Source organism: Streptomyces sp. NPDC050423 (genome assembly GCF_040655445.1).
In the GTDB taxonomy this organism is placed as follows: Bacteria; Actinomycetota; Actinomycetes; order Streptomycetales; family Streptomycetaceae; genus Streptomyces.
Map to the genome: position 1 here is coordinate 131,855 of NZ_JBFAJY010000017.1, position 13,164 is coordinate 145,018.

Genomic DNA, 13,164 nt, shown 5'->3' on the forward strand with positions numbered 1-13,164 from the left:
TGTACGCCATCAGATTCGAACAGAGCCGGATTCGCCGGACCGCCCCCGCGGAAGGACATCCTGCTGTCCTCCCTTCAACTTGACGTACGGCCCCGCGAAACGGTTGCCCGCGAAACCCTCACGAACCGGTTTCCCCACGAATCAGCGCCAACACCCCGTCGAGCTCGTCCGGCTTCACCATGACGTCGCGCGCCTTGGATCCCTCGCTGGGTCCGACGATGTTCCGGGACTCCATGAGGTCCATCAGCCGGCCGGCCTTGGCGAAACCCACCCGCAGCTTGCGCTGGAGCATCGAGGTGGATCCGAACTGGGTGGAGACGACCAGTTCGGCGGCCTGGCAGAGCAGGTCCAGGTCGTCGCCGATGTCCTCGTCGATCTCCTTCTTCTGCTTCGTGCCGACCACCACGTCCTCCCGGAACACCGGTGCCATCTGGTCCTTGCAGTGCTGGACCACGGCGGCGACCTCGGCCTCGGTGACGAAGGCGCCCTGCATACGGGTCGGCTTGTTCGCCCCCATCGGCAGGAACAGCCCGTCACCCTTTCCGATGAGCTTCTCGGCTCCGGGCTGGTCGAGGATGACCCGGCTGTCGGCGAGCGACGAGGTCGCGAAGGCGAGCCGGGAGGGCACGTTCGCCTTGATCAGACCGGTGACGACGTCCACCGAGGGGCGCTGGGTGGCGAGGACCAGATGGATACCGGCGGCGCGGGCCAACTGGGTGATACGGACGATCGAGTCCTCGACATCGCGCGGAGCGACCATCATCAGGTCGGCCAGCTCGTCGACGATCACCAGCAGGTACGGGTACGGCGACAGCTCCCGTTCGCTGCCCTGAGGTGTCTTGAGCTTCCCGGTACGCACGGCGTGGTTGAAGTCGTCGATGTGCCGGTACCCGAACGCGGCGAGGTCGTCGTAGCGGAGATCCATCTCGCGCACGACCCACTGAAGCGCCTCGGCGGCCTTCTTGGGGTTGGTGATGATCGGCGTGATCAGGTGCGGAATGCCCTCGTACGCGGTCAGCTCGACGCGCTTGGGGTCGACCAGCACCATCCGGACGTCCTCCGGAGTCGCCCTTATCATCACCGAGGTGATCAGGCAGTTGATGCAGGAGGACTTCCCGGAACCGGTCGCACCGGCCACCAGGACGTGCGGCATCTTCGCGAGGTTGGCCATCTCGTAGCCGCCCTCGACGTTCTTGCCGAGCGCGACCAGCATGGGGTGGTCGTCCTCGGCCGCGTCCGCCAGCCGCAGGACGTCCCCGAGGTTGACCATCTCGCGGTCGGAGTTGGGGATCTCGATGCCGACCGCCGACTTCCCCGGGATCGGCGAGATGATCCTGACGTCGGGGCTGGCGACGGCGTACGCGATGTTCTTCGCGAGCGCCGTGATCCGCTCGACCTTCACGGCCGGGCCGAGCTCCACCTCGTACCGCGTCACCGTGGGTCCGCGGGTGAAGCCGGTGACGGCCGCGTCGACCTTGAACTCGGTGAAGACGTTGGTCAGCGACGCGACGATCGCGTCGTTGGCGGCGCTGCGGGTCTTGCCGGGGCCGCCGCGCTCCAGCAGATCGAGCGAGGGCAGCGAGTACGTGATGTCGCCGGACAGCTGGAGCTGCTCGGCGCGGGAGGGCAGCGGCTGCGACCGGTCGGGGGCCGGCTTGGTCAGGTCGGGCACGCCGCCGGAGGGCGAGGATGCCTTCTCCCCCGGCCTCCGAGGGGGCTCCGACTCCCTGGCACCCGGCACCGGAGTGGCCGCGCGCTCACGGTCCGCGGAGACGCCCTGGGTGAGGTCGGCGACGACGGGCGAGGGCGGCATGCCGTTGAGTACCGCACCGTCGAGCGCGGCGGCAGCGGCGGCAGCGACGTCCACCGCGTCCATGGTGCGGTTCATCGCGGGCTGCACGGAGGGCCTGCGCGGCCTGCCGCGGCGCTTGGCCAGGGCGTCGGCCTCGACGCGGTCGGTGTCGTAGACCTCGGACGCCTCGGAGCGGCGCGCGGAGGAGCGCCGTGAGCGGGCGGGCAGCGCCTCGCGCCACTGCTCGTCGTACCGCTCGTCGTCGCTCTCGTCCTCCGCGTCGGGGTCGTGCACCGGGTCGAGGATCCCCAGCCTGGAACCGAGCAGCCGCAGCCGCTGCGGAATGGCGTTCACCGGGGTCGCCGTGACGACCAGCAGCCCGAAGACGGTGAGCAGCAGGAGCAGCGGGACGGCGAGCACCTCGCCCATGGCGAAGATCAGCGGTTTGGAGGCGGCCCAGCCGATGAGCCCGCCCGCGTCCCGCATCGCCTCGGTGTCCTCGCGCCCCGGTGATCCGCAGGCGATGTGGACCTGGCCGAGCACCCCGATGACCAGTGCGGACAGCCCGATGACGATCCGGCCGTTGGCCTCGGGCTTCTCGGGATAGAGGATCAGCCGTACCGCGATGGCTCCCAGCAGTATCGGCACCAGCAGGTCGAGCCGGCCGAAGGCGCCGGTGACGAGCATCTCCACGAGATCGCCGACGGGACCGCGCAGATTCGACCAGGTGCCCGCGGCGACGATCAGCGCGAGACCGAGCAGCAGCAGTGCGACGCCGTCCTTGCGGTGTGCGGGGTCGAGGCCCTTGGCGCCACGCCCTATGCCGCGGAACATCGCGCCGATGGCGTGGGCCGCACCGAGCCAGACAGCGCGCGCCAGGCGGTACACACCGCTGGTGGGAGAGGGTGCCGGTTTTGGCGCGGCCGCCTTCTTGGCGGGGGCCTTCTTCGCGGGCGCGCTCTTCCTGGCAGCGGCCTTCTTCGCGGGCGCGGCTTTCTTCGCCGGACCCGGGCCACCGCCGACGCGCTTCGCGGTGCCCGCCGTGCCCTGGGAACCCTTGCCGGACGTACGTGAGGCCATGGGGCCGAGGTTACCGGTGTCCGCGCCGGTGAACACGTGCGCGTGCCCGTTCACCCGACCGTGTCGCCCTGCGGCGGCCGCAAACTGACGCGCCCTCATCCGCTCCGCACCGCGGCCGGACCACCGACCGGCGGTCCCCGCCGGGCAGTTGCCGCCGCGCAGCCCCGAAGGCACCTGACGGGAAAGGGCGGTACGGGCGGGCAGTCGGCCGCGTTACGAGGGAAGGGGAGCCGGTCCGCCGTTGGCGCCGGGCTCCAGGGCGTCCAGCGCGCGGCGCAGTCCGGTCAGCTTCCGTTCGAGATGGGCGGCGGTGGCCACGGCCCCGGCGTCCGCCGACTCGTCGTCGAGCTGCTTGGACAGCGCCTCGGCCTGCTCCTCGACGGCGGCGAGCCGTGCGGAGAGTTCGGCCAGCAGACCGGCGGGCTCCCTCTCGTGGTTCGCGCCGGCGTGCACGCCGCCTTCGAGCTGGAGCCGCAGCAGCGACGCCTGTTCCCGGAGCTGGCAGTTCTTCATGTAGAGCTCGACGAAGACCGAGACCTTCGCGCGCAGCACCCACGGGTCGAACGGCTTCGAGATGTAGTCCACCGCGCCTGCCGCATAACCCCGGAAGGTGTGATGCGGACCGTGGTTGATCGCGGTGAGGAAGATGATCGGGATGTCCCGGGTCCTCTCCCGCCGCTTGATGTGCGCGGCGGTTTCGAAACCGTCCATGCCCGGCATCTGCACATCCAGCAGAATGACCGCAAAGTCGTCCGTGAGCAGCGCTTTGAGCGCTTCCTCCCCTGACGATGCCCGCACCAGTGTCTGATCGAGCGCAGAGAGGATGGCCTCCAGCGCCAGCAGATTCTCCGGCCGGTCATCGACCAGGAGGATCTTGGCCTTCGGCACCATGGCCCGTCCTCCTCGCCCCGGAATTGCACCGGGCGCCGCCCCAGGGGACGACTCCCTTACGCCGTCCGTCCTTGTGCCGGTCATGGTAGCCGCACCCCGCCCGTCACCACACCCTGTCACCGCGATGTCACTGTGCACATACCAGAAACGCGGCGGGAGACCAAAAGGTTCCCCGGAAACCGCGTTCCCACACCACTTCGGACACACTCGATCAACAAATCATCATTGATTCGCTCAATCGACGATCACTCTCCGCGCATCCATCCCTCCATAACGGAAAGAAGATGATCGGGGTCAACCGGCTTGGTGACGTAGTCGGATGCTCCGGACTCGATCGCCTTCTCCCGGTCACCCTTCATCGCCTTGGCCGTCAGCGCGACGATCGGCAGCCCGGCGAACTGCGGCATCCTGCGGATCGCCGAGGTCGTCGCATAGCCGTCCATCTCCGGCATCATGATGTCCATCAGTACGACCGTCACATCGTCGTGCTGCTCCAGGACTTCGATCCCCTCGCGCCCGTTCTCCGCGTACAGGACCGCCAGCCCGTGCTGCTCCAGCACGCTGGTGAGCGCGAAGACGTTACGGATGTCGTCATCGACGATCAGCACCTTCTCGCCGCTGAACCGGAACGTCCTGCGGGCCTCGGGCTCATCCTGGACAGCGGGCGTCCACGGCTCCTGCGGGGCGCTCCGGGAGGCCGCGGGGGCCGGCAGCGCGGGCTGCTGTCCCGTGCCGCCCACCGCCTTGCGACGACGCCGGAACAGCCCTGCCGTGCCGCTCTGATCGTCTCCGCTCCCCTGCCGGCCCGTTCCGCGGCCGAAGTCCGGGAAGTTCTCCCCGGGCCCCTGCCCGGCCTCGGGCAGCCGCCCGCTCTCGACCGCGGCACCGTGCATCTCGATGGGCCCCGGGCCGATCTGCGGGTAGCCCTGCGGCGGGAGTTCACTCGGGTGCAGCGGCAGGTACAGCGTGAACGTCGAGCCCCGGCCGGGCTCGCTCGCCGCATGGATCTCGCCGCCCAGCAGCCGGGCGATCTCCCGGCTGATGGAGAGGCCCAGGCCCGTACCGCCGTACTTGCGGCTGGTCGTGCCGTCCGCCTGCTTGAACGCCTCGAAGATCACCAGCATCTTGCTGGACGCGATCCCGATACCCGTGTCGGTCACCGAGAACGCGATCAGATCGGCGTCGGCGTCCCGCAGCGAACCCGCCTCCAGCAGCTGCTCGCGGATGGCGTTCGGCACCTCCGCCCCCGCATGCCGGATCACCAGCTCGACAGCGCCGCCGTCGGTGAACTTCACCGCGTTGGAGAGCAGATTGCGCAGCACCTGGAGCAGCCGCTGTTCGTCGGTGTGCAGCGTGGCCGGCAGTTCCGGTGACACCCGTACGGAGAAATCCAGACCCTTTTCCGCGGTGAGCGGCCGGAATGTCGCCTCTACGTAGTCGACCAGCTGAACCAGTGCGATCCGGGTCGGGCTGACGTCCATCTTGCCCGCCTCGACCTTCGACAGATCGAGGATGTCGTTGATCAGCTGCAGCAGATCGGAGCCCGCGCCATGGATCGTCTCGGCGAATTCCACCTGCTTCGGTGACAGATTGCCCTCGGCGTTGTCCGCCAGCAATTTGGCCAGAATGAGCAGCGAGTTGAGCGGCGTACGCAGCTCGTGCGACATGTTGGCCAGGAACTCCGACTTGTAGCGCATCGAGACCGCGAGCTGTTCGGCGCGCTCCTCCAGGACCTGCCGCGCCTCTTCGATCTCGGTGTTCTTGACCTCGATGTCGCGGTTCTGCTGGGCCAGCAGTTCGGCCTTCTCCTCCAGTTCCGCGTTGGACGCCTGGAGGGCTTTCTGCCGGTTCTCCAACTCCTGCGACCGGTCGCGCAATTGCTCGGTCAGCTCCTGCGACTGCTCCAGCAGCTTCTCGGTCGTCGTGTTGACGCTGATGGTGTTGACGCTCGTGGCGATCATCTCGGCGAGCTGGTTGAGGAAGTCCCGCTGGATATGGGTGAACGGCTGGAACGAGGCCAGTTCGATCACTCCGAGGACCTTCCCCTCGAAGAGCACCGGCAGCACGATCACATGCGCGGGCGGCGCCTCACCGAGGCCGGAGGAGATCTTCAGGTACCCCGGCGGCACGTTGTCCACCTGGATCGTCCGCTTCTCCTCCGCGGCCGTGCCGATGAGCGTCTCACCGGGCCGGAAGGACGTCGGCATGGAGCCGGCGGAGTAGCCGTAGCTGCCCCGCATCCGGAGCACGTACGCGCCCTCCCGGTCGCCTTCCGCGCCCAGTGCGTCGGTCTCGCCGGTCGCCATGGCCAGGAAGAACGCGCCGTGCTGCGCGGAGACGACCGGGGTCAGCTCGCTCATGATCAGCGAGGCGACGTCGTCGAGATCGCGGCGCCCCTGCATCAGACCGGAGATCCGGGCGAGGTTGCCCTTGAGCCAGTCCTGCTCCTTGTTGGTGGCCGTGGTGTCACGCAGGTTGGCGATCATCGTGTTGATGTTGTCCTGCAGCGCCTGGATCTCGCCGGCCGCGTCCACGTCGATCTTCAGATTGAGATCGCCGCGGGTCACCGCGGTGGCGACGGCCGCGATGGCACGTACCTGACGGGTGAGGTTTCCGGCCATCTCGTTCACCGACTCGGTGAGGTCGCGCCAGGTGCCGTCGACGTCCCGCACCCGTGCCTGGCCGCCCAGCTGCCCCTCGGTACCCACCTCGCGGGCCACCCGCGTCACCTGCTCCGCGAACGAGGACAGCTGATCGACCATCGTGTTGATGGTGTTCTTCAGCTCCTGGATCTCGCCGCGGGCATCGATGTCGATCTTCTTGGTCAGATCACCCTTCGCGATCGCCGTGGTGACGGTGGCGATCTGGCGCACCTGACCGGTCAGGTTGGACGCCATCGAGTTCACGGACTCGGTGAGGTCCTTCCAGGTACCGGCGACCCCCGGGACCCGTGCCTGGCCGCCCAGCTCGCCCTCGGTACCCACCTCGCGGGCCACGCGGGTCACCTCGTCGGCGAACGAGGACAGGGTCGTCACCATCGTGTTGACGGTGTCGGCGAGCTCGGCGACCTCGCCGCGTGCCTCGACGGTGACCTTCTTCGTCAGGTCGCCGTTGGCGACCGCGGACGAGACCCGGGAGATGTTGCGCACCTGACTGGTCAGGTTGTTGGCCATCAGGTTGACGTTCTCGCTGAGGTCCTTCCAGATGCCCGTGGCACCGCGCACCCGCGCCTGGCCACCGAGGATGCCCTCGGTACCCACCTCGCGCGCGACCCGCGTCACCTCGTCACCGAAGTTCATCAGCTGGTCGACCATGGTGTTGACCGTCGTCACCAGTTCGAGGATCTCGCCCTTGGCGTCGACAGTGATCTTCTTGGAGAGATCGCCCTTGGCGACCGCGGTGGTGACCTCGGCGATGTTGCGGACCTGCAGGGTCAGGTTGTTCGCCATGCCGTTGACGGACTGCGTGAGGTCCTTCCACGTACCGGACACGCCCTGCACCTCGGCCTGACCGCCGAGGATGCCCTCCGTACCCACCTCGCGGGCGACCCTGGTCACCTGCTCCGCGAAGTTCGAGAGCTGGTCGACCATCGTGTTGAGGGTGTTCTTCAGCTCCAGGATCTCGCCGCGCGCGTCCACGTCGATCTTCTGCGACAGGTCACCCCGGGCCACCGCCGTGGCGACCTGCGCGATGTTACGGACCTGAGCGGTGAGGTTCCCCGCCATGCCGTTCACCGAGTCGGTCAGATCGCGCCACACACCGGCCACGCCGGGCACCTGTGCCTGGCCGCCGAGCCGCCCGTCCGTGCCCACCTCGCGGGCCACCCTGGTCACCTGCTCGGCGAAGGCGGAGAGCTGGTCGACCATCGTGTTGATGGTGTTCTTCAGCTCCAGGATCTCGCCGCGCGCGTCCACGTCGATCTTCTGCGACAGGTCACCCCGGGCCACCGCCGTGGTCACCTGGGCGATCTGGCGCACCTGGGAGGTCAGGTTCCCCGCCATGAAGTTGACGGAGTCGGTGAGCTCCTTCCACGTACCGGAGACGCCGTCGACCCGTGCCTGACCGCCGAGACGGCCCTCCGTGCCCACGTCCCGTGCCATCCGCGTCACCTGGTCGGCGAAGGAGGACAGCTGGGCCACCATCGTGTTGACGGTGTTCTTCAGCTCCAGCATCTCGCCCGCGACATCGACGGTGACCTTCTGCGACAGGTCACCGTTGGCGACCGCGGTCGTCACCTGTGCGATGTCCCGCACCTGACCCGTCAGGTTCCGGAACGCCGTGTTCACGGAGTCTGTGAGGTCCTTCCAGGTACCGGCCGCGCCGGGCACCTCGGCCTGGCCGCCCAGCCGGCCCTCGACGCCGACCTCCCGGGCCACCCGGGTCACTTCCGAACCGAAGGACTGGAGCTGGTCGACCATCGTGTTGACGGTGTTCTTCAGCTCCAGCATCTCGCCGGCCACGTCGACCGTGACCTTCTGCGTCATGTCACCGCTGGCCACCGCCGTCGTCACCTGCGCGATGTCCCGCACCTGGGTCGTCAGGTTGCGGAAGACGGTGTTCACCGAGTCGGTGAGGTCCTTCCACGTCCCCGCGGCACCCGGCACCTGTGCCTGGCCGCCGAGCACGCCCCCGCCGCCGACCTCGCTGGCCACCCGCGTGACCTCGTCGGCGAAGGTGCGCAGCGTCTCGGTCATCTGGTTGATCGTCTCGGCGAGCTGGGCGACCTCTCCGCGTGCGCTCACCCGTACCTTCTGCGACAGGTCACCGTTGGCGACCGCCGTCGTCACCTCCGCGATGCCGCGCACCTGGGAGGTGAGGTTCCCGGCCATGGTGTTGACGGAGTCGGTGAGGTCCTTCCACACCCCGGCCACACCCGGCACCGTCGCCTGCCCGCCCAGCTCGCCCTCCGTGCCCACCTCGCGGGCGACCCGGGTCACCTCGGAGGAGAACGACGACAGCTGGTCGACCATCGTGTTGACGGTGTTCTTCAGCTGAAGCATCTCGCCGGCCACATGAACGGTGACCTTCCGGGACAGGTCGCCCTTGGCGACCGCCGTCGTCACCAGGGCGATGTCACGCACCTGTGCCGTCAGCCGGTACGCCATGGTGTTCACGGAGTCCGTGAGGTCCTTCCAGGACCCGGACATGCCGCGCACCTGGGCCTGCCCGCCCAGCTTGCCCTCGGTCCCCACCTCGACTGCGACCCGCGTCACCTGCTCGGTGAACGCCGACAGCTGGTCGACGAGGTTGTTGACCGTACGGGCGACCTTCAGGAACTCGCCGCGCAACGGCCGTACCGTCTCGTCGGTGGTGTGCGACCGGAGCTCCATCCGCTGCTCCAGATCACCGTCGGCCACCGCCGACAGCACCCGTCCGACCTCCGAGACCGGTCGTGCGAGATCGTCGACCAGCTCGTTGGAGGCGTCGATGGCGGCGGCCCAGGACCCTTCGCAGGCGCCCGTCTCCAGCCGTTCGGTGAGCTTGCCCTCCCGTCCGACCACCCGCCGCACCCGGGCGAGCTCACCCGTGAGGTGGACATTACGGTCGGCGACTTCGTTGAAGACGGCCGCGATCTCCGTCATCACGCCGTCGCCCGAGACTGTCAGGCGCCTGCGGAAATTCCCGTCACGCATGGCCACCAGACCGGCCAGCAGTCTGTTGAGCGCTGCCGCGTCGACTTCGATGGTTCCATTACGCTGCTTCTTCACGGACTGTCCGCCTTTAGTGCGCGTGCCTGTTCCCCGCGCCGCCACGCCAGACTCCACCGTGTCCCTCCCGCAGGGTTGACCGTATCGCTCGGGTCTTCTCTGGGAGCTTGCCCAGATCCTCAATGGCTCACCGCCACAGCCCACCGTTGACGGGTGACCATGCGGACGTCAAATCGTTGAAATCTACCAGGCCGGAACCGGTCGGGGTGGAACGTCCAATGGTTGTCCCACATCGCTCTGTTGGGAAGTCCACACTTGTCCGGTCACAGGCCTGTATCCGTTCGTCCTTGCCCCAAGTCTGCCCTCGTGTATCCGGTGCACGGACAGAGCGTCTAGCCTGGCAAGCGAATCGAAGCGGCTAGAAACGGGCACAGGACTCGGGGAAGCGACGAGACACCATATGGGGAGTGCTGTGATCACGGCGCGCGCGGCTGCCACCTTCGACCCGGTCGGGCGCTCCGTCGCGACCGCCCGCGCCTTTGTCCGCGACACCCTCCAGGGGTGGGGATACACCGATATCGTCGACGATGCCGTCGTCCTCACCAGCGAGCTCGTCACCAATGCGGTGGTCCACGCCGGCACCGCCGCGGACGTGCTGTGCCTCCGTACGGAGGAAGGCGTCCGGGTCGAGATCTCCGACCACTACCCGGAACGGGAGATCCCGCTCCAGTCCACCGGCCCCGACTTCGGCAGCCCGGACCGTGAGGGCGGCCGCGGCCTGCTGCTGTGCGCCGCGCTCGCCTCCCGCTGGGGCGTCGAGTACTCCCCCGCGCACAAACACGTCTGGTTCCAGCTCGATCTTCCGGACCGCCCGGTGGGTATCCGCTCAGCGGGCCCGCTGCTCCCCGTCGACCTGCTCCCGGTCGCCGACGAACGGGTCAGGGTGGCCGTCGTCCAGATCGACAGCCTCGGCGCCATCGCGGCGTGGAACGACGACGCCGCGTACCTGTTCGGGTACACCGCGGACCAGGTCGCCGGCAAGCAGCTCACCGACTTCACTGCCTGGCCGCAGACTCCCGGTACCAACACCGGTATCGCCGACGCGCTCCGCCTCTCCCGCTGGGAGGGCAGCTACGGCATCCGGGGCGCCGACGGCCGTACCATCCCGGTCTACGGCTCCCACCTCCGCGTACGGGACACCCAGGGCGAACCCTCGACGGTCTGTCTGCTGGTCCGTGACTACGAGCGGGCGGTGCTCCAGTCGCCGGTGCGCACTCCGGTCTCCGACTCGAACACCGAGATCCGCAAGACGGACCCCTTCGAGGTGTTCATCGGCTCCCCCGCCCCCGACGACCTCGACGGCCTGCTCCAGCGCACCGTCGAGCGGGCACGCGACATGCTCGACGCCGACGCGGCGTTCCTGCTGCTGGCGACGGACGACGAGACCGAGCTGGAGGTACGGGCCACGACCGGCCTGCCCTCCGCGCGCCAGCGCTTCGCCCGCGTCCCCGTGGAGGCCGGCACCGGCCGGTACGGCTCGGCGCGCATGCCCGCGGTCCACGAGGACCTCTACGCCGTCCCGGGCGCCGTGCCGCTGCTGGGCAACACCGGTATGCGTTCGGTGGTGACCGTCCCGCTGAAGGTCGAGGGCCGTCTCACGGGCTCCCTGGGCGTCGCGGCCGAGGCCGCCGGCCGGTACTCGAACGAGGAGGCCCTGCGCCTCCAGTTCGCGGCGGACCGTATCGCCCTGGCCGTCGAGTCCGCCCGCCTGGGCGAACTGGAACGGCTGCGCCGCGGCTCCCTCTCCTTCCTCGTCGAAGCGTCGGACCTCCTCGCGGGCACCCTCGACCGGGACCAGACGCTGGCCCTGATGGCTCAGATGACGGTCCCCACCCTGGCCACCTGGTGCGCCGTCTACACGATCGCCGACCAGTCCTCGGATCCGTACCTCTCGTACGTGCTGCACGAGGACGAGGAGCTCATCGACGGCCTCAAGGCCCTTCTCTCCAAGATCGCCCCGCCGGACCCGGTGCCGGCCCCCGGCGCACGTGTCTGGTCCGCTCCGTCCGAGGCCGCCCACCAGGCGGCCCTGCGCACGTCGATGCGCGGCATCGGCCTCGCCGACGCCGGGAGCCTGGGCCCGGGTATCCGTACGACGCTCGCCACGGCGGCGGCCGTGGGCGGGGAGACCGTGGTCCTTCCGCTCGTCGCCCGCAACCGGGTCATCGGCATGCTCACGCTCGGCAAACCGTCCGACGACCATTTCCGCCAGGAGATCCTGGAACTGGCCGAGGACCTCTCCCGCCGGGCCGCCCTGGCTCTCGACAACGCCCGCCTCTACTCGGAGCGCATGGCGATCAGCCAGTCCCTGCAGCGCAGCCTGCTGCCGCCGGGGCTGCCGGACGTACCCAATGTCGAGATCGAGGTCATCTACCGGGCAGCCGGTGAGGGCAACGAGGTGGGCGGCGACTTCTACGACGTCTTCCCGATCCGGGACGGTGCCTACGGTTTCGCCATCGGCGACGTCTGCGGCACGGGCCCGGAGGCCGCGGCCGTGACGGGCCTGGCCCGCCACGCACTGCGCCTGCTCGCCCGCGAGGGCTTCGGGGGCCCCGCCGTCCTGGAGCGCCTGAACGCCGCCATCCTCGACGAGGGCGCCCGCAGCCGCTTCCTGACCCTGCTGTACGGGGAGCTGTGGCCCCAGGAGGACGGCAGTGCGCTGCTGAAGGTGGTCTGTGCGGGCCACCCGCTGCCGCTGCGCCTGCGCCAGGACGGATCGGTCGAGGCCGCCGCGGAACCGCAGCCGCTGCTGGGCGTCATCGAGGATCTGGAGCTGTACGAGCAGACGGTGACCCTCGACCCGGGCGATGTCCTGCTGTGCGTGACGGACGGTGTCACCGAGCGCCGTGAGGGCACCCGTATGCTCGGCGACGACGGCCTGGCGGATGTGCTGGCCACTTGTACGGGCCTTACGGCGGGCGCGGTGGCGGCACGTATTCTGCGGGCCGTCGAGCGGTTCGCCGCGGAACCGGCCTCGGACGACATGGCCATCCTCGCGATGCGCGTCCCTGAGCCGCCGGCCGCTTAGATCCGGTTGATTCGGTTAGATCCGGATACACGAAAAGGCCCCCGCCGAGTGGCGGGGGCCTTTTCGTCTGTCTGAGCCCCAATGCGGAATCGAACCGCAGACCTTCTCCTTACCATGGAGACGCTCTACCGACTGAGCTATTGGGGCCTCGCTGCCCTGCGGCAACGAGCTAAATCATACCCTGATCCAGAGGGTGCGCAAAACCATCTGTCGCATCGTCACCGACCCACGCCCCAGCGGTGTTCCGCCCGTGCAAGGGCTCACCCACGGGCTCTTGGCCAGGTGTGCGCCGCACCGCGGCGGCCGGGCCGGCGAGCTGGTCCGGGCTGGTCCGAGAACAACCGGAACGCAGAAAAGCCCCGTGCCACAAGGGCACGGGGCTTAACTATAAAAGGAGTTCGGCGGCGTCCTACTCTCCCACAGGGTCCCCCCTGCAGTACCATCGGCGCTGAAAGGCTTAGCTTCCGGGTTCGGAATGTAACCGGGCGTTTCCCTAACGCAATGACCACCGAAACACTATGAAATTAACCAACACCGGAACACAACACGGCCGTTCGTTATTTCAGAACTAACACAGTGGACGCGAGCAACTGAGGACAAGCCCTCGGCCTATTAGTACCAGTCAGCTCCACCCGTTACCGGGCTTCCACATCTGGCCTATCAAC

General features: G+C 68.5%; 4 protein-coding genes, 1 tRNA gene and 2 rRNA genes. 1 reads left to right on the plus strand and 6 read right to left on the minus strand.

Annotation, left to right across the window (positions count from 1 at the left end):
- Positions 1–118 precede the first annotated feature (118 nt).
- The 3 genes from AB0I52_RS15545 to AB0I52_RS15555 form a co-directional block, all read right to left on the minus strand.
- On the minus strand, positions 119–2,872 hold the full coding sequence (locus AB0I52_RS15545) for a DNA translocase FtsK (protein WP_363072732.1): 2,754 nt from the start codon (positions 2,870–2,872) through the stop codon (positions 119–121).
- A 213-nt stretch (positions 2,873–3,085) separates the two neighbouring features.
- On the minus strand, positions 3,086–3,763 hold the full coding sequence (locus tag AB0I52_RS15550; protein WP_363072734.1) for a response regulator: 678 nt from the start codon (positions 3,761–3,763) through the stop codon (positions 3,086–3,088).
- A gap of 245 nt (positions 3,764–4,008) precedes the next feature.
- On the minus strand, positions 4,009–9,471 hold the full coding sequence (locus AB0I52_RS15555) for a HAMP domain-containing protein (protein WP_363072736.1): 5,463 nt from the start codon (positions 9,469–9,471) through the stop codon (positions 4,009–4,011).
- Between the two features lie 400 nt (positions 9,472–9,871).
- Here AB0I52_RS15555 and AB0I52_RS15560 point away from each other — a divergent pair, with 400 nt between their 5' ends.
- Positions 9,872–12,499 (plus strand): SpoIIE family protein phosphatase, encoded by a 2,628-nt coding sequence (locus AB0I52_RS15560; protein ID WP_363072738.1) that lies wholly within the window; start codon positions 9,872–9,874, stop codon positions 12,497–12,499.
- Between the two features lie 74 nt (positions 12,500–12,573).
- Here the strand turns inward: AB0I52_RS15560 and AB0I52_RS15565 are convergent.
- The 3 genes from AB0I52_RS15565 to AB0I52_RS15575 all read right to left on the minus strand — a co-directional run.
- Positions 12,574–12,646 (minus strand) — tRNA-Thr (locus AB0I52_RS15565).
- Positions 12,647–12,895: 249 nt separating this feature from the next.
- A 5S ribosomal RNA gene (rrf, locus tag AB0I52_RS15570) occupies positions 12,896–13,012 on the minus strand.
- Positions 13,013–13,091: 79 nt separating this feature from the next.
- A 23S ribosomal RNA gene (locus AB0I52_RS15575) occupies positions 13,092–13,164 on the minus strand; the annotation flags it as partial.

What these genes read in the sequence shown, in the direction of transcription:
- AB0I52_RS15545 (WP_363072732.1), bottom strand. Translation starts at nt 2,872, where the DNA reads ATGGCCTCACGTACGTCCGGCAAGGGTTCCCAGGGCACGGCGGGCACC.
- AB0I52_RS15550 (WP_363072734.1), bottom strand. Translation starts at nt 3,763, where the DNA reads ATGGTGCCGAAGGCCAAGATCCTCCTGGTCGATGACCGGCCGGAGAAT.
- AB0I52_RS15560 (WP_363072738.1), top strand. Translation starts at nt 9,872, where the DNA reads ATGGGGAGTGCTGTGATCACGGCGCGCGCGGCTGCCACCTTCGACCCG.